The organism is Ferribacterium limneticum (assembly GCF_020510565.1).
GTDB classification, from domain to species: Bacteria; Pseudomonadota; Gammaproteobacteria; order Burkholderiales; family Rhodocyclaceae; genus Azonexus; species Azonexus limneticus_B.
The window spans coordinates 2,356,830-2,373,951 of sequence record NZ_CP075189.1 but is presented as its reverse complement, the minus strand read 5'-3'; the positions used below and the strand labels follow the sequence as shown (position 1 = coordinate 2,373,951).

Sequence of the window (17,122 nt, the reverse complement as noted above, 5' to 3'; positions counted from 1 at the left end):
TTCCGGCGGCCAACTTCAATTTCGGGCCAAATTTCCGGTTGACCGTGGAGGTGTCGAAATAGCCGCCGCACGTTCGACATTGACCGACTGTCATCAAGCCTTAACCGGCGCTCCATACGCTTGATTGATTTGACCCGGGCTGGCGCAACGATGCATAACGGCGACGATCGCGCAAGCCTTGCGCCGAATCCTGAGCGTGGTATAAACCTCGCCCAAAGTCATATAAGAGACAAATATTTCGTGCCGTTCGGCTTCTACATCATCATGGCCGCGCAGTTTTTTTCCGCGCTGGCCGACAACGCCCTGCTCATTGCCGCCATCGCCGCGCTGCGCGAGATGCAGGCGCCGTCAGAGTACGAACCGCTCCTCAAGACCTTCTTCACCGTTTCCTATGTAGTCCTCGCCGCCTTCGTCGGCGCCTTCGCCGATTCGATGCCCAAGGGCCGGGTCATGCTGATCAGCAACGGTATCAAGATCATCGGCTGCAGCATGATGTTCTTCGGCGCCCATCCGCTACTCGCCTACGCCGTCGTCGGCCTCGGCGCCGCTGCCTACTCGCCGGCCAAGTACGGCATCCTGACCGAATACCTGCCGCACCGCCTGCTCGTCGTCGCCAACGGCTGGATCGAAGGCCTGACCGTCGGCGCCATCATCCTCGGCGTCGTCATCGGCGGCACCCTGATCCGCCCGGAGATCGCCCAGCACCTGCTGGCTTTCGACTTCCCGGTGATCGACACCGGGGTCGACAGCATCGGCGAAATGGCCCTCTCGGTCGTCGCCGTGCTCTACATCCTCGCTGCCGTCTTCAATCTGTACATTCCCGACACCGGCGTCGACCACAAGGCGCTCAAGAAGAATCCGATCTTCCTGATCCACGAATTCAATCACTGCCTGACGCTGCTCTGGCGCGACCGCCTCGGCCAGATTTCGCTGGCTGTCACCACGCTGTTCTGGGGCGCCGGTGCAACGCTGCAATTCATCGTCATCAAATGGTCGGAAACCGCGCTGGGCCTCGGTCTGTCCAAAGCCTCGATGCTCCAGGGCGTGGTCGCCGTCGGCGTCGCGGTCGGCGCCATCATGGCCGCCAAGTTCATCACCCTGCGCAAGTCGGTCCGGGTCATCCCGCTCGGCATCGCCATGGGCCTCATCGTGCTCATCATGAACTTCGTTCATGAAATATGGCTGGCCGTGCCGCTGCTCATCCTGATCGGCGGCCTGTCCGGCTTCTTCGTCGTGCCGATGAACGCCCTGCTCCAGCACCGCGGCCACATCCTGATGGGCGCCGGCCACTCGATCGCCGTGCAGAATTTCAACGAAAACATCTCCATCCTGATCATGACGGGGCTGTACTACCTCATGGTCAAGATGGACCTGTCGATCTACTGGGTCGTCACGCTGTTCGGGCTGTTCGTCAGCGGGCTCATGTATATGATCCGCCAGCGCCACCTCGCCAACCAAGCGCAGCAGGACGACGTCCAGCATCTGGACGACTCGTCACACCACTGAGGTCCGCCGTTCCCACGGTCAACCGGGAAAAACAGCCAAAAATGAAATCTGCTGTAGGCGCCTAGAACGGCAGTTCGGGTGCCGAGGCTTCGCGCAGCAGACGACGGGCGAAGAGCAAGTCTTCCCAGGCCTTCGCCTTGTCCGGCAAATTGCGCAGCAGATAGGCCGGGTGATAGGTCACCACCAGCGGAATCCCCGCGTATTCGTAACGCTTGCCGCGCAGCGAGGCCAGCGACTTGTCATCGTGCAGCACCGCATGGACGGCCGCCTTGCCGAGCAGGACGATGATCTTCGGCTTGAGCAGCGCGATCTGCCGTTCCAGGTAGGGCCAGCAGGCGGCCATTTCGGCCGCTTCCGGCGTCCGGTTGCCGGGCGGCCGGCACTTGACCGCGTTGGCGATATAAACCCGGTTGCCGCGCGCAATATCGAGCGAGGCGAGCATGGCGTCGAGCAGCTTGCCGGCCTGACCGACAAAAGGTTCGCCCTTGACGTCCTCCTCGGCGCCCGGCCCTTCGCCGATGAACAGCCAGTCCGGATTCAGATCGCCAACGCCAAGCACGGCCTGCTTGCGCTGCTCGCACAATGGGCAGGCACGACATTCGGCGACCTGCTTGGCCAATTCAGGCCAGTTCAGGTTATCGACCGGCGTCATCGGGCGCAGTGCCGCAGCGGGCGCTGGCCTGGCTACCGGGGCGGGCTCTTGAACGATCGCAGTTGCTTTTTCTGGCGTCGGCACACGGGCTTCCGGCTCGGCCGCGACCGCCTCGTACTCCTCAACGGCCGGTGCGCTTGGCTCGTTATCGCGCAACACCCAGATCGGCGTAATGCCCATCTCGACCAGCATCTGCTCGCGGCTCAGGCTCATGCCAATTCCTTATCAAAAACCAGCGCATCCTCGCGCCCGATCACCGCCGGATAATAGCCTTTGCGCAGGCCGATCTGGTGGAATCCGAAGTGGCGATAAAGTTCGACGGCCCGCTCGTTGGACGGCCGGACTTCGAGAAACAGCTTGCTGGCGCCACCGAGCCGGGCGCACTCCATGGCGTGGCGCAGCATCCGCGCACCGTAGCCCTGTCCCTGGTAACGCTTGCAGACGCCTATGGTCAGCAGATGCGCCTCGTCGATAACGCGCATGACCACCGAAAAACCGATCAACTCGCCGCCCACGCGCAACACCCAGACGCTATAGCCGGCCGTCAACGAATCGGCGAAATTGCCACGCGACCACGGAAAAGTCTGCAGGGTAGCTTCGAGCGCCGCCACCGCATCAAGGTCGCGCTCGTTCATCGGGAAAAACTCGGCCGGAATGCTCAAGGCGCTCAAGCCCGCCCGCCTTCACTGAGGCGTTCGGCCACCGTTTTGGCCACTTTGTCACGGATGTAAAGTGGTGCGGCCAGCGCGGCATCGATGCCTTCACCACGAGCGGCGCGTGGTGCCGCCAGACGTACCACGGTGGTGGCAGTCGGCAAGACATCCACTTGCACGGCGATGCCGGCGACGCTCAGGCGCTCAGCCAAAACCGGATAGGCAGCGATGGCATTGCCGCAGGCGATCCAGCCTGGCTCGGTAGGCAACGCGACCGCATCCGGCGCCGATACACGAATATCGCCCTGCAGAACGTATGCGCCGTCGATCAGTTGATAGCAGCCCGAATAGACCTCGCCCATGCGCGCATCGAGCAGGGCCAGGACGCGCTGGCCGCCGGCCTGCGCGGCCAGCGTTTCAAGACTGGTCACCGGAATCAGCGGCAGGTTGGCAGCCACCGCCAGACCCTGCGCTGCGCCACAGGCAACGCGCAAACCGGTAAAGGCGCCGGGACCGACACCGAAAGCAATTGCATCGAGTTGTCCGACCTTGACGCCGGCTTCGGCCAGCAGTTCGCGGACCAGCGGCAACAGCGTTTCGGAATGAGATTTCCCCGCCGGACAGATACGTTCGGCTACCACGCCATCGCGCCAGAGGGCGCAGGAGCCAAGTTCAGTTGAAGTTTCGAGTGCGAGGATCAGCATGGGCCGGCATTTTACCGGAGGCGCAGCCCAGTCGGGATTCAATCTCGGCGCCAGCCCCGGCCGTCACCCCGACGTTCACGTTGCTCACCCCAGCCGCGTTGCTCGCGCTGTTCGGCCCAGCTTCCTCGCTCACGCTCCTGCCAGGCGCGCTGCTCGCGCATGTCGTCGCGCAAGCGGCGGCGGTCTTCCGGCGGCACATCGCGCCAGCGCGGTGCACCTTCCTCGCGGCGGATTTCGCGTTCCTGCTGCCAGTGTTCACGCATCTGCTGACGCAACTGGCGCCGCTCATCCGGCGGCAGGTCGCGCCAGTAACCCTGCGCCCAGACGCCACCGGCCGAGCCCAGAAGGCTCAGCAGCAACAGGGAAAGGGCGAAAAGACGTTTCATGGCAGGCATTGCGGCAGGCGTTTCAGATGCCACCATTGTCCATCTGGCGGCGCCCGACAAACGCTTCAAAATGTAAGAATATGTTTCACGGCCCGCCCCGGCAAAAGCTTGTTACCATTTGCCGCGTTCCATTCACTGTCCGCCATTATCCTTGCCAGCATGAACGAACAACAACACCAACACATCCTTGTCGTCGACGACGACGCCCGTCTGCGTGACCTGCTCACCCGCTACCTCGGCGAACAGGGCTTCGAGGTCAAGGCTGCCGCCGACGGCCAGCAGATGGACAAGCTGCGCGCCCGCGAACATTACCACCTGATCGTCCTCGACCTCATGATGCCGGGCGAAGACGGCCTGACCATCTGCCGCCGCCTGCGCGGCCAGGGCGACCGCACGCCGATCATCATGCTGACCGCCAAGGGAGACGAGATCGACCGCATCGTCGGCCTCGAAATGGGCGCCGACGACTACCTGCCCAAACCCTTCAACCCGCGCGAACTGCTCGCCCGCATCCACGCCGTATTGCGCCGCCAAGGCAGCCGCCCGCCCGGCGCGCCGGAAGACGACCAGGAAAAAATCACTTTCGGCAACATCGAAGTCGATCTCGCCGCCCGCACGCTGACCCGCGACAATGAGCTGCAAGCCCTGACCACCGGCGAGTTCGCCGTGCTCAAGGTGCTGCTCCAGCACCCGCGCCAGCCGCTGTCGCGCGACAAGCTCATGACCCTGGCCCGTGGCCGCGAACAGGGCCCCTTCGACCGGGCCATCGACGTCCAGGTTTCCCGCCTGCGCAAACTCATCGAAGCCGACCCGGCCCAGCCGCGCTACCTGCAGACAGTCTGGGGCTTCGGCTACGTCTTCGTGCCGGACGGCGCTGCGAAGGAATAGTCCTGGTGCTGATGCCACGCACGCTGCTGGCGCGCACCTTTCTGTTGCTCGCCATGCTCGTGCTGCTGACCACGGCGGGCTGGCTCAGCCTGTTCCGTTACATCGATGCCGAACCGCGAGCGCGGGAAACGGCGCAACTGGCCGCTTCGGCAGTCAACCTGATCCGCGCCTCACTGTTTGCCGCAGCACCGGCGAAACGTCTCGGGCTGTTCAACGAATTCTCTACACGCGAAGGCATCCGCCTGCTGCCGGCCGAACCGGAAGACAAGATCGAGGCCATGCCAGATTCGCGCTTTTTCCGGCTCCTGCAACGCGAGCTGACGGCGCGCCTGGGCGACCACACGCGGATTGCCGCCAGCGTCGACGAGGTTTCCGGATTCTGGGTCAGCTTCCGCCTCGATGACGCCGATGACGAAGAATACTGGCTGGTCCTGCCGCGCGACCGTGCGGCCCGCGATTTCGCCAGCCACTGGCTGGCCTGGGGGCTGCTCGCCGTAGTCCTGGCCCTGGCGGTCGCCTGGCTCATCGCCTCGCGCATCAGCCGGCCGCTCAAGGCCATGGCCAGATCGGCCGAGGCGGTCGGCCGCGGCCAGACGCCGGCGCCGCTGCCGGAGGATGGCGCTGAGGAACTGAGTCGTCTGGCCGTCGCCTTCAACACCATGGCGGCCGACCTCGAACGGCATGAAAAGGATAGATCGGAGGTGCTGGCCGGCATCTCGCACGACCTGCGCACCCCGCTCACCCGGTTGCGTCTGGAGGCCGAAATGAGCGTCGCCGACAATGCCCGTCAGGCTGTGGTGGCCGACATCGAACAGATGGAAGCGGTGATTTCGCAGTTCATGGATTACGCCCGGACAGAATCCGGCGAGGCGGCAGTGGCGACCGATCTTGGCGCCCTGCTGTCGAGCATTGTCGAGCGCCAACGCTATGTTGGCCATGCCCTGACCACGGCAATTGAAGCCCTGCCCGAAACGACGCTGCGGCCAAAGGCGATCACCCGCGCCGTAACCAACCTGATCGACAATGCCGTCAAATACGGCGGCGGCGAGATCACTTTGTCGGCTGCTACGGTCAACGGGGAAATTTGGCTGGAAATCAAGGATCGCGGTCCCGGCGTGCCGGCAGACGAGATCGAACGCCTGAAACGCCCCTTCACCCGGCTCGAGAACGCCCGCACCGACGCCACCGGCACGGGGCTCGGACTGGCCATCGTCGAGCGTATCGCCCGTCTACATGAAGGACGGCTCGATCTGCTGCCCAATCCTGGCGGCGGCCTGCTCGTTCGCCTGGTCCTGCCGATCAGGCCCTGAGGCCCGTCGTCAGCGGGAATTCGTCGATGATCCGGTAGGACGAGCCGAGCGCCGACAGCGTCGAACAAACCAGCACGAAACGTTCGTTGCACCAGATGAAGGGTTCAATTGACGGAAGCGGGTGGCTTTCCGACGGCTCAGTTACCTCCGGTACGCGGCGGACCAGCGTGACATGGGGCACGAAATCCCGGCCTTCGCCCCCGACCCGGAATCCGGCCCGCGCCAGCGCCTGGCGCAACTGGCTTGATAGCGCGTCCAGATGAGCCGATGGTGCCTTGCACCCAGCCCACAGCAAATGGTTGTGCGCCCAAAAGCCGAGCTGATTCACGTTGATGGCGAATGGCTCGGCGCGAAGGCTGGTGACGGCCTTCGACAATTCAGGCAGACGCGCTTCGGGAACGTTGCCGAGAAAGGCCAGCGTCAGGTGGATGGTGTCGCGCCGGGTGGCGCGGCCGCCGAACGACAGGGCGGCGTTGTCGGCGATTGTGCCGAGGCGCTCGGCCACCTCAGGCGCTGGCCAGAGGGCGAAGAAAACTCTGGCCGTGGCCGGTTTGGGTTGTTTCTGGTTTCGCCGCTCAGCCAACACGTTCGACCAGCGCGATGGCCTGCGCTTCGATGGCTTCCTCGCGGCCGAGGTAGCCGAGGCGCTCGTTGGTCTTGCCCTTGATATTGACGCAGTCGGGCGCGATACCGAGGTCGGCGGCGACGTTGGCGACCATCGCCGCGGCGTGCGGGGCGAGTTTCGGCTGCTGGGCAATCAGCGTCGCATCGACATTGACCGGCCGCCAGCCGCGTTCGGCCAGCAGGGCGACGGCGGCGCGGAGCAGGACGCGGCTGTCGGCGCCCTTGTAGCGTGGATCGGTATCAGGAAAATGGCGGCCGATGTCGCCGAGGGCGACGGCGCCGAGCAGCGCATCGGTAATAGCGTGGAGCAGCGCATCGGCGTCGGAATGGCCAAGCAAGCCGGTCGAATGCGGTATATCGACGCCGCCGAGAATCAGTTTGCGGCCTTCGACCAGCTGGTGCACATCGTAGCCCTGCCCGACGCGGAAATTGATTGGCGTGCTCATTTGCGTGCTCTCAAGATCATCGCGGCCAAGGCGAGGTCGGCCGGATAGGTGACTTTCAGATTGGTCGAATCGCCGCGCACGAGTTTCGGCTTGAGGCCCATGGCCTCGATGGCACCGGCTTCGTCGGTGACGGCCATTTCATTTTTGAGCGATTTTTCCAGTTGACCGTAGCGAAACATCTGCGGCGTCTGTGCCTGCCACAAACCGTCGCGTGGCTCGGTGGCAGCAACGCGCTGCCCGGCATCGGCCCGCTTGATGGTGTCGGCGACCGGCACGGCGAGGATGCCGCCAACCGCATCGTCAGCCAACTCGTCGAACAGCGCCTCGAGCATGGCCGCCGACAGGCAGGGCCGCGCCGCGTCGTGCACGAGGATCCAGTCATCGTCGGCGGCAACCATCGCCGCCGCCCGCAATCCGTTGCTCACGCTCGCCGCCCGCGTCGCGCCGCCGCAGCGCACGGTTTCGAGCTTGGGGCCGAGCTCACTCCAATCGTAGCGCGGCCACCACGGGTCATCCGGAGCCAGCACGACCCATACCCGTTCGATGTCCGGGCAAGCCGTCAAGGCCTTCAAGGTATGGAAAATCAGCGGCCGACCGAGCAGGTCGAGATACTGCTTCGGCTTCTCGCTTCCGAAGCGGGAACCGCTGCCGGCAGCGGGAACGATTGCGTAATGGCGTGGCATGGCTTAATTTTACTTAAGAACCATCGTAAAAGAGGATTCGTATGACCTTCGTGGTCCCGGAACTGGCTGCCCCCGTCGAGGCTTTTGCCACCGCGCTCGGCATCGGCCTGCTCATCGGCATGGAGCGCGAACGGCGCCCGGACGCCGCGGCCGGCCTGCGCACCTTTGCCCTGGTCGCCATGCTCGGCTGCCTGTTTGCGCTGCTCGGCGAAAAAACCGGCGGTCCCTGGTTGCTGGTGACCGGGTTGCTCGTCATCTCGGGGAGCATGGTCGCCTCGAATTTTTCCGCCCAGCAGGAAGAGCAATATCGCGGCTTCACCTCCGAGGCGGCCATCATCGTCACCTATGGCCTGGGTGCCGCCGTCTGGTTCGGCTACTCGACGCTGGCCGTCATGCTCGCCATCACGACCACCGTGCTGCTCTACTTCAAGGCCGAACTGCGCCAGTTCAGCGAACGGACGACACCCAAGGACATCAACTCCATCCTGCAATTCGCCGTCCTCTCGCTGGTCATCCTGCCCATTCTGCCGAGCGAGGATTTCGGGCCGTACAACGCCATCAACCCGCGCCAGGTCTGGTACATGGTTGTGCTGATCTCTGGCCTCGCCCTGTCCGGCTACCTCGCCCTGCGCATCGTCGGCGCCCGCCACGGCGCGGCGCTGCTCGGCATTTTCGGCGGTCTGGCCTCGTCGACCGCAACGACCATGATGTTTTCCCGCCACGCCCGCGACCATGCCGACCTCATCCACATGTCGGCCATCGTCATCCTGATCGCCAACGTCATGGTCATGATCCGTTTGTGGCTGGTCGCCAGCGTCGTCGCGCCCAGCCTGGCAACCCAGATCGCCATCGTTTTCGCGTGCGGCATCGTCCCCGGCGTGGCAATGGCGCTGTATCGCTGGAAGGTACTCAGCGACGCCGGAGACTTGCCGATGCCGGAAGTCAAGAACCCGACCGAAATGCGTACCGCCGTTTCCTTCGGTCTGCTCTACGCCGTCGTGGTCCTCGCCTCGGCCTGGCTGCAGGACATTGCCGGCAGCAGCGGCCTGTACATCGTGGCGCTGGTGTCAGGCCTGACCGATGCCGACGCCAGCGTCCTGTCCACCTTGCGCATGTTCAACCTCGACAAGGTGGTCAGCGGCGATGCCGTCATTGCCGTCACGCTGGCCCTGCTCGCCAACCTGGTCTTCAAGATCGGGCTGGTCCTCAGCATCGGCGGCGGCAAGCTGGCCCGTCACGCCCTGCCCGGCCTGTTCGCCATCGGCGCTGGCATGGTGGCCGGGCTGATGATCATTTGAGGAGACGACCATGCTCAACACCCGTCCTCCCGCCGTCGCCGGTGCTTTTTACCCCGGCGATCCCGCCAAGCTGTCGGGCACCGTCGACCAACTGCTCGCCGAGGCCAACGCCACTCCGGTCAGCCAGCCCAAGGCCCTGATCGTGCCCCACGCCGGCTACGTCTATTCCGGTTCGACAGCCGCCACGGCCTACGCCGCGCTGGCCCCGTGGTCGAAGCATATTCATCGGGTGATCCTGCTCGGCCCGACCCACCGGGTGGCCGTCGACGGCATCGCCCTGCCCGAAGCCGAGGCGTTTTCGACGCCGCTCGGCACCATCCGGCTCGACGCCCAGGCCATCGCCGCCATCGCCGATCTGCCGCAGATCGTTTTCAGCGATCACGTTCATGCCTTCGAGCATTCGCTGGAGGTGCATCTGCCTTTCCTGCAGCGCGTGCTGGAGCATTTCACGCTCGTCCCGCTGGCCGTCGGCCACGCCACGCCGGAGGCCGTTGGCCAAATCCTTGACCGGCTCTGGGGCGGGCCGGAAACGCTGATCGTCGTCAGTTCCGACCTCTCGCATTTCCTGGGCTACGCCACCGCCCAGCAAGTCGATGCCGAGACCTGCCGGCACATCATGCAGCTCGATACCCACATCCATCCCGAACAGGCCTGCGGCGCCTACCCGATCAACGGCCTGCTGCTCGCCGCCCGCCAGCGCGGCCTGAAGCCGACACTGCTCGGCCTGTGCAATTCCGGTGATACGGCTGGCGACAAGGCCCGCGTTGTCGGTTACGCCGCCTTTTCCTTCACTGAGGCCGACGATCATGTCTGAGCTCGGCACAACCCTGCTGACCCTGGCCCGAAATGCCATTTCCGGCCGCTTCGGTCTCGGGCAAACCCCGACCAATGACTACCCGGAATTGCATCAACACGGCGCCACCTTCGTCACGCTGACCCAGCATGGCGACCTGCGCGGCTGCATCGGCAGCCTCGAAGCCTGGCGACCGCTGGCCCAGGATGTTCACGAAAATGCCCTGGCCGCCGCTTTTCGCGACCCGCGTTTCGAGCCGCTGACGGCCGACGAATTGCCCATCACCCGCGTCGAAGTCTCGCTGCTGACGCCGGCCGAGCCAATATTATTTACCAGCGAGGCCGATGCTCTGGACCAACTGCGCCCGGATATCGATGGCGTGATTTTCACTGCGGGCCGTCGTCGTTCGACTTTCTTGCCGCAAGTCTGGGAGCAACTGCCCGCCCCGGTCGTCTTCATGGCCCACCTCAAGCAGAAAGCCGGGCTGCCGGCCAATTACTGGGGCTCGGACGTCCGCCTCGAACGCTACGGTGTCAAGAAATGGAAGGAGGCCGCACCATGAGCGCCACCGAATCCCTGTTCCCCGGCCGCTGGTGGCACGCCCTGCCCGACGGCCGCGTGCAATGCGACCTCTGCCCGCGCGACTGCCAGTTGCACGAAGGCCAGCGCGGCGCCTGCTTCGTCCGCCAGATGGTCAATGGCGCCATGCAACTGACAACCTATGGCCGCTCGTCGGGCTTCTGCATCGATCCCGTCGAAAAAAAGCCGCTCAATCACTTTTATCCGGGCAGCAGCATCCTGTCCTTCGGCACCGCCGGCTGCAATCTGGCCTGCAAGTTCTGCCAGAACTGGGACATTTCCAAGTCGAAGGACATGGACCGCCTGATGGACACGGCCAGCCCGCAGATAATCGCCGCAGCCGCCCGCCGCTACAGCGCCGACGCCGTGGCCTACACTTACAACGACCCGGTCACCTTCGCCGAGTACGCCATCGACACGGCACTCGCCTGCCGCGAACAGGGCATTCGCAACGTCGCCGTTACCGCCGGCTACATCCACCCGGAACCGGCCCGCGAGCTGTTCGCCGTCATGGATGCCGCCAACGTAGACCTCAAGGCCTTTACCGAGAGCTTCTATCACAAGCTCTGCGTCGGCCATCTGCAGCCGGTGCTCGACACGCTGGCCTACATACACCACGAAACCGACTGCTGGCTGGAAATCACCACCCTGCTCATTCCCGGCCAGAACGACAGCGCCCAGGAGATCAACGAACTGGCCACTTGGGTCGCCCGCGAACTCGGGCCGGACGTGCCGCTGCACTTCTCCGCCTTTCACCCCGACTGGAAAATGGGCGACCTCCCGCCGACGCCACCGGCAACGCTCATCCAGGCCCGCCGCATCGCCCTCGACGCCGGGCTGCACCACGTTTTTACCGGCAACGTGCACGACCCGGAAGGCGGCACCACCTTCTGCCCAAGTTGCCACGCCGCGCTGATCGTCCGCGACTGGTACGACATCCAGCGCTACGACCTGACGCCGGAAGGCCGTTGCCCGCATTGCTTGACCGCCATCGCCGGCCGCTTCGGCAAGGTTCTCGGCCACGCCGGCAAAGCCTTCGGCCCGAACCGCATCGCTGTCCGACTATCCGAATGAACCGCTTCATCACCCTGCAAACTCCGCATGGCTCGCTGCATGGCCATCTGGAGTTCCCCGACAACCCCTGCGGCCTGATCCTGATCGCCCGCGCCCACCATGCGGCGGAAGACGCGGCCATTTCGTCATGCTTTGCCGAATTCGGCTGCGCCACCTTGACGATGGAACTGCTCACCGCCCAGGAGGTGCAGTTCCCCGATGCCACGCAAAACGTGCCACGCCTGACCCAGCGCCTGATCGACATCCTCGACATGACCCGCAAGGACGGCGACATGGAGGCCTTGCCACTCGCCATTTTCACCAGCGGCGACGTTGCGCCGGCCGCCATCCGCGCCGCCGCCCAGCGCGACACACTGGTCAAGGCCGTCGCCTGCCACGGTGGCCTGATCGACCGGGCCGGCGCCCAAGCACTCAAGCTGCTGGTCGCGCCGCTGCTCATGCTGTTCGACGCCGATGACTCCATCGGCAAAACCGCCTACCAGCGCGCCACATCACACCTTGGCGGCGTTCACGCCATGCAGCTTGTGGACATCGGCAAAGATCCGGCCGCCCCCGCCGCCATTTGGTTTTTGGGCCTTTTTTCCGGTTGACCGTGAGATTTATCACGGTCATGGCAAATAGCCGCATCGCGACTAGACTGAGTATGTAAACAACAATTCAGGAGACTCCGATGTCCTTCTTCGACTCCCCCCTCGCCCGTTGCGAAGCTGTCCGCCAAATGGTTCTGACCGATGAAACCCAGGCCGAATGTGCCCGCGAACACGACTGCCCGCCCGGCTTCAAATGCCCGCTATGCGGCTATTTCACCGAATCCAGCGGCCTTAGTGAAGAAGCCAGCCTGCAAGCCCTGGCCACGCCTCACCTGAAACACTGAGATCGGCCCCTGACGGCTTGGCATTCCACTCCCTGACGGGAGCCGCCGTACTCAGCCACGCCACGCCGCCATCCAGCCCCAGGTTGAACAGCCGACGCTCGATATTTACCCGACGATCATGCACGCCTGTCGGCGGCCCGCTGTCCGCCAGGCGTCGCTCCTGGCGATGACGGCGCTCCTGCTTCGCGTGGGTATCACTCATCGATTTCACTGTATTCAACGGGTTGGGGTTGGCAAAAAATGGCCGGGTTTCCCCGGCCCTCAGCTATCTCCCCGATTTCCGGGGAGTTCGCAAGCACTCGCAAGAACGGCTGGCGTTCAGGCGCGGATGCGCCGACGCCGGGCAACCGCCCCCAAAAGGCCCAGACCGGCCAGAAACATGGCGTAGCTTTCCGGCTCAGGCACCACGGTAGCCTGCGGCCCGGCAACGCCCTGAGCAAATAGGGTCGCAACCGCTGGAACGGAGCCAGTTCCATCTCTCAAATCGTAAGAAGCTGTCGAGGTTTTGACGAATTTTCCGGTCTTGTCCTGCGACCAGTAATCCAGCGTGACCTTGTCATAGGCAAAACTTCCTGCCAGATTGACAAAGCTGTCGTTGCTCGCCGAGAAATCCAGATCGGTTATGAATACGTTCTCAAAACTCAGGCGAAAATATGTCTGACTTTGTCCACTGCCAACCTGTGTTGTGAAATCGACGACGGCCGTCGCAATCGACTTGCCATTCCACAGCGCGGTGGACAACCCGCCAGCACTGCTATCGACCGGATCCTGAGTCCAGAAAAAATCCGAGAAAACAGCTTTCCCGGCGCCGCCACCAGAACCAATTGGGGGGCGGGCAATCGAGATTCCCCAGTTGAACGAATCGAATTCAATCGCTTTTTCGTGGCCTTTCTGAACGCTACTGCCGTCGATCCCATCAAACTTCAGAAAATAATCGTTCGCCGCGATGGCCGGCAAACTGCTGGCCAGCAAGATAACGCCGGCAAGAGCGGAAAACAGGAAGCGCTGGGGTTTTGAGTCGGTGTTCATGTGACCTCCGAAAAACTTCAATAGGCGTCAGGGGAAAAGCGTCGCGGCGACAACCGTGAATTCATATGGAATTATCGCAACGTCATTGTATTCAAGGGACGGATGAATACAAGCGCCGCCGCGAAATGGTCGGGGCGTATAACGCTATAATTCCTGCCCCGTAACGCTGCCTTCTCCCGAGTGTCCGCTCCCCAGCCCCTGCTTTCCCTTCCCGCCCTGCCCAAGGCAGGTAACCGCGTGGACCTGCCCCTGCTGGCCGGTTCCGCCGACGCCTTGGCGCTGGCCGAAATCGCCGGGCGTAACCCCGGCAAACTGCTCGCCGTCGTTACTGCCAGCGCGGCCGATGCCCAGCGCCTGCTCGATGAAGTTCCGTGGTTCGGACCGACGCTGCGCGTCCGTCTGCTGCCCGACTGGGAAACGCTGCCTTACGACCATTTCTCGCCACATCAGGATCTCGTCTCCGAGCGCCTGGCCACCTTGTGGGCGGCCACCCAGGGCGAAATCGACATCCTGCTCGTGCCGGCCTCGACGGCGGTTTACCGGATCGCCCCGCCGGCTTTCCTCGCCGCCTATACCTTCGCCTTCAAGAAGGGCCAGAAACTCGACGCCGAGAAGTTCCGCAGCCAGGTCACGCTGGCCGGCTACGCCCACGTCACACAAGTTGTGACACCCGGCGAGTATTCGATTCGCGGCGGCCTGATCGACCTCTTCCCGATGGGCTCGCAACTGCCCTACCGGCTCGACCTCTTCGACGATGAAATCGAAAGCATCAAGACCTTCGACGTCGATACCCAGCGCACCGTCTATCCGGTGCCGGAAGTCCGCCTGCTGCCGGCCCGCGAATTCCCGATGGACGACAAGGGCCGCACCCATTTCCGCCAGTGCTTCCGCGAGCGCTTCGAGGGCGACCCGGCCAAGTCGGGCATCTACAAGGATATTTCGACCGGCATCGCCAGTGCCGGCATCGAGTATTACCTGCCCTTGTTCTTCGACGAAACGGCAAGCATTTTCGATTACCTGCCCAAGGACGCCGTCTTCGTCACCCACGGCGACGCGCCGGCCGCCATCGCCGCCTTCTGGAACGATACCCGCTCGCGCTACAATATGCTGCAGGGCGACAAATCCCGGCCGCTACTGCCGCCCGATGAACTCTTCCTGTCGGACGAGGCCTTCTTCACGGCGGCCAAATCCTACGGTCGACTGGCATTTGAGGCCAAAAATGAAAACGCTTCGGGAAAACTGCCCAATATTGCCGTTGACCGCAGAAGCGAGGCGCCGCTCGGCGCCCTGAAAAATCATCTCGCCGGGTTTTCCGGCCGGGTTTTGCTGGTTGCCGAAACGGCGGGCCGCCGCGAAACCCTGGCGGCGATGTTCGCCGAGCATGGCCTGAAGCCCGAAGCCATTGCCGATCTGCCAACCTTCCTCTCGGGCAAGGCGCAACTGGCACTCGGCATCGGCCCCTTGCAGGCTGGCTTTGCGCTGGAAAAGCTCGCCTTCATCACCGAAACCGAACTGTTCGCCGGCAGTCCGCGGCGCACCCGGCGCGAAGCGCAGAAGAAAGCCACCTTCGACAACTGGCTGAAGGATCTCACCGAACTCAAGGTCGGCGACCCGGTGGTTCACGAAAGCCACGGCATTGGCCGTTATCAGGGCCTGGTTCGCATGGATCTCGGCCTCGGCGAGCAGGAGTTCCTTGAACTGCACTACGCCAACGAAGCCAAGCTGTTCGTCCCGGTCGCCCAGTTGCACGTCATTTCCCGCTATTCGGGCGCCGACCCGGAAAGCGCCCCGCTCCATACCCTCGGCTCCGGCCAGTGGGAGAAGGCCAAGCGCAAGGCCGCCGAGCAGGCGCACGACACCGCTGCCGAACTGCTCGCGCTGTACGCCGCCCGCGCTGCCCGCGAGGGCCATGCTTTCGATTTCAAGGAAACCGATTACGAAGCCTTCGCCGACGGTTTCGGCTTCGAGGAAACCAATGATCAGGCCACGGCCATCGCCGCTGTCATCGGCGACATGCGCTCCGGCAAGCCGATGGACCGCCTGGTGTGCGGCGACGTCGGCTTCGGCAAGACCGAAGTTGCCCTGCGTGCCGCCTTCTGCGCGGTGGCCGGTGGCAAACAGGTCGCCGTGTTGTGCCCGACCACCCTGCTCTGCGAACAGCATTACCAGACCTTCGCCGACCGCTTTGCCGACTGGCCGGTCAAGATCGCCGAAATCTCCCGCTTCAAGACCGCCAAGGAATCAGCGCAAGCCTTGCAGGAACTGGCCGAAGGCAAGATCGACATCATCATCGGTACGCACAAGCTGATCGGCAAGGACGTCAAATTCAAGCGCCTCGGGTTGGTCGTCATCGACGAGGAACACCGTTTCGGCGTGCGCCAGAAAGAAACGCTGAAGTCGATGCGCGCCGAGGTCGATGTCCTGACGCTCACCGCAACGCCGATCCCGCGCACGTTGGCGATGTCGATGGAAGGCCTGCGCGACTTCTCGGTGATCGCCACCGCGCCGCAAAAGCGCCTCGCCATCAAGACCTTCGTCAGCAATTTCTCCGACGGTATCATCCGCGAAGCCGTGCTGCGCGAACTGAAGCGCGGCGGCCAGGTGTACTTCCTGCACAACGAAGTCGACACCATCAACAACATGCAGGAAAAACTGGCCAAGCTGGTGCCGGAAGCGCGCATCGTCATCGGCCACGGCCAGATGAACGAGCGCGAGCTGGAACGCGTCATGCGCGACTTCACCGGCCAGCGCGCCAACGTGTTGCTGTGCACGACCATCATCGAAACCGGCATCGACAATCCGCACGCCAACACCATTCTGATCAACCGTTCCGAGAAATTCGGCCTTGCCCAGTTGCACCAATTGCGCGGCCGGGTCGGCCGTTCGCATCACCAGGCTTACGCCTACCTCTTGGTGCAGGACGAAAAAGCGTTGACCAAGCAGGCGAAAATGCGCCTCGAAGCCATCCAGGCCATGGAAGAACTCGGTTCCGGCTTCTTCCTCGCCATGCACGACCTGGAAATCCGTGGCGCCGGCGAGGTGCTGGGCGACAACCAGTCCGGCGAAATGCAGGAAGTCGGCTTCAACATGTACGCCGACATGCTCAATCGAGCCGTCGCTGCCCTCAAGCAGGGCAAGCATCTGGCCGCGGTCGATCTGACCCAGCCGCTCGGTATCGGCACCGAGATCAACCTGCGCACCCCTGCCCTGCTACCCGATGCCTACTGCCCCGACGTGCACGAACGCCTGACCCTCTACAAACGCCTGGCCAACGGTGAAAGCACCGAGGACATCGACACACTGCAGGAAGAGCTAATCGACCGCTTCGGGGAACTGCCGCTCCAGGCCCAATCGCTGCTCGCCACGCACCGCCTGCGTCTACTCGTCAAGCCGCTGCTCATCCAGAAGCTCGACGCGACCAACGACCAGATCACCATCCAGTTCAGCCCGGAATTCTCGAAGAATCCGCCAATCGAGCCGATCAAGATAATCAATTTGATTCAAAAAGACCGCAGCTATAAGCTGGCGGGACAGGATAAACTTTCCCTTTTACGCCACTGCCCGACCTTGAACGACAAGGTCGTAGCGGTGAAAGACATGATTCGCCAGCTGAGCAAATGACC

At 63.5% G+C, this 17,122-nt stretch carries 18 protein-coding genes; 10 read left to right on the top strand and 8 right to left on the bottom strand.

All coding sequences use genetic code 11. The features are described from left to right. Nucleotides 1-240: 240 nt before the first annotated feature. On the top strand, nucleotides 241-1,506 hold the full coding sequence (gene lplT / locus KI610_RS11450) for a lysophospholipid transporter LplT (protein ID WP_226495101.1): 1,266 nt from the start codon (nucleotides 241-243) through the stop codon (nucleotides 1,504-1,506). 61 nt (nucleotides 1,507-1,567) lie between these two features. Here the strand turns inward: lplT and KI610_RS11445 are convergent, their stop codons facing one another. The 4 genes from KI610_RS11445 to KI610_RS11430 are packed head-to-tail and all read right to left on the bottom strand — an operon-like array spanning nucleotide 1,568 to nucleotide 3,901. After that, nucleotides 1,568-2,371 carry a uracil-DNA glycosylase gene (locus KI610_RS11445; protein WP_226495100.1) on the bottom strand — a complete coding sequence of 268 codons (804 nt, stop codon included), beginning with the start codon at nucleotides 2,369-2,371 and terminating at the stop codon, nucleotides 1,568-1,570. Continuing rightward, nucleotides 2,368-2,829: a ribosomal protein S18-alanine N-acetyltransferase gene (gene rimI / locus KI610_RS11440; RefSeq protein WP_226495099.1), complete on the bottom strand. Its 462-nt coding sequence runs from the start codon at nucleotides 2,827-2,829 to the stop codon at nucleotides 2,368-2,370. Before rimI ends, KI610_RS11445 begins: the two co-directional genes overlap by 4 nt. Next, nucleotides 2,826-3,515, bottom strand: coding sequence for a tRNA (adenosine(37)-N6)-threonylcarbamoyltransferase complex dimerization subunit type 1 TsaB (gene tsaB / locus KI610_RS11435; RefSeq protein ID WP_226495098.1), 690 nt, complete (start codon nucleotides 3,513-3,515; stop codon nucleotides 2,826-2,828). The genes rimI and tsaB overlap by 4 nt, the downstream gene beginning before the upstream one ends. Nucleotides 3,516-3,553: 38 nt before the next feature. Further along, entirely contained in the window at nucleotides 3,554-3,901 is a 348-nt protein-coding gene (locus tag KI610_RS11430) for a hypothetical protein (protein WP_226495097.1), read from the bottom strand. 159 nt (nucleotides 3,902-4,060) lie between these two features. On the opposite strand from KI610_RS11430, the gene ompR reads away from it, so the two are divergent. Together ompR and KI610_RS11420 are read left to right on the top strand one after the other, a co-directional pair. Further along, entirely contained in the window at nucleotides 4,061-4,789 is a 729-nt protein-coding gene (gene ompR, locus KI610_RS11425) for an osmolarity response regulator transcription factor OmpR (protein ID WP_226495096.1), read from the top strand. Nucleotides 4,790-4,800: 11 nt separating this feature from the next. Then, a complete protein-coding gene (locus tag KI610_RS11420) occupies nucleotides 4,801-6,099 on the top strand; it encodes an ATP-binding protein (protein ID WP_226498543.1) in 1,299 nt (432 codons plus the stop codon). On the opposite strand, the gene thpR is transcribed toward KI610_RS11420, so the two are convergent. The 3 genes from thpR to ispD all read right to left on the bottom strand — a co-directional run bounded on the left by thpR (nucleotide 6,089) and on the right by ispD (nucleotide 7,852). Further along, a complete protein-coding gene (thpR, locus tag KI610_RS11415) occupies nucleotides 6,089-6,604 on the bottom strand; it encodes an RNA 2',3'-cyclic phosphodiesterase (RefSeq protein WP_404827400.1) in 516 nt (171 codons plus the stop codon). The genes KI610_RS11420 and thpR overlap by 11 nt on opposite strands. Nucleotides 6,605-6,674: 70 nt before the next feature. Continuing rightward, entirely contained in the window at nucleotides 6,675-7,169 is a 495-nt protein-coding gene (ispF, locus tag KI610_RS11410; RefSeq protein WP_226495094.1) for a 2-C-methyl-D-erythritol 2,4-cyclodiphosphate synthase, read from the bottom strand. Beyond that, nucleotides 7,166-7,852, bottom strand: a complete 687-nt coding sequence (gene ispD / locus KI610_RS11405; RefSeq protein ID WP_226495093.1) for a 2-C-methyl-D-erythritol 4-phosphate cytidylyltransferase — start codon at nucleotides 7,850-7,852, stop codon at nucleotides 7,166-7,168. The genes ispF and ispD overlap by 4 nt, the downstream gene beginning before the upstream one ends. Nucleotides 7,853-7,893: 41 nt before the next feature. Here ispD and KI610_RS11400 point away from each other — a divergent pair, with 41 nt between their 5' ends. The 6 genes from KI610_RS11400 to KI610_RS11375 all read left to right on the top strand — a co-directional run bounded on the left by KI610_RS11400 (nucleotide 7,894) and on the right by KI610_RS11375 (nucleotide 12,470). Then, nucleotides 7,894-9,150, top strand: coding sequence for an MgtC/SapB family protein (locus KI610_RS11400; RefSeq protein WP_226495092.1), 1,257 nt, complete (start codon nucleotides 7,894-7,896; stop codon nucleotides 9,148-9,150). Nucleotides 9,151-9,160: 10 nt separating this feature from the next. Next, on the top strand, nucleotides 9,161-9,964 hold the full coding sequence (gene amrB, locus KI610_RS11395) for an AmmeMemoRadiSam system protein B (protein WP_226495091.1): 804 nt from the start codon (nucleotides 9,161-9,163) through the stop codon (nucleotides 9,962-9,964). Beyond that, nucleotides 9,957-10,505, top strand: coding sequence for an AmmeMemoRadiSam system protein A (gene amrA, locus KI610_RS11390; protein WP_226495090.1), 549 nt, complete (start codon nucleotides 9,957-9,959; stop codon nucleotides 10,503-10,505). Before amrB ends, amrA begins: the two co-directional genes overlap by 8 nt. Continuing rightward, nucleotides 10,502-11,596, top strand: a complete 1,095-nt coding sequence (gene amrS / locus KI610_RS11385; protein ID WP_226495089.1) for an AmmeMemoRadiSam system radical SAM enzyme — start codon at nucleotides 10,502-10,504, stop codon at nucleotides 11,594-11,596. The genes amrA and amrS overlap by 4 nt, the downstream gene beginning before the upstream one ends. Then, complete coding sequence (locus tag KI610_RS11380; RefSeq protein ID WP_226495088.1) at nucleotides 11,593-12,186, top strand: hypothetical protein; 594 nt, start codon at nucleotides 11,593-11,595, stop codon at nucleotides 12,184-12,186. Before amrS ends, KI610_RS11380 begins: the two co-directional genes overlap by 4 nt. A gap of 80 nt (nucleotides 12,187-12,266) precedes the next feature. Further along, nucleotides 12,267-12,470, top strand: a complete 204-nt coding sequence (locus KI610_RS11375; protein WP_226495087.1) for a hypothetical protein — start codon at nucleotides 12,267-12,269, stop codon at nucleotides 12,468-12,470. A 318-nt stretch (nucleotides 12,471-12,788) separates the two neighbouring features. Here KI610_RS11375 and KI610_RS11370 read toward each other — a convergent pair whose 3' ends face one another. Continuing rightward, nucleotides 12,789-13,499 (bottom strand): Hcp family type VI secretion system effector, encoded by a 711-nt coding sequence (locus tag KI610_RS11370; protein ID WP_226495086.1) that lies wholly within the window; start codon nucleotides 13,497-13,499, stop codon nucleotides 12,789-12,791. Nucleotides 13,500-13,679: 180 nt separating this feature from the next. Between KI610_RS11370 and mfd the strand changes: the two genes are divergently transcribed. Beyond that, nucleotides 13,680-17,120, top strand: coding sequence for a transcription-repair coupling factor (gene mfd / locus KI610_RS11365; protein WP_226495085.1), 3,441 nt, complete (start codon nucleotides 13,680-13,682; stop codon nucleotides 17,118-17,120). Nucleotides 17,121-17,122: the final 2 nt, after the last annotated feature.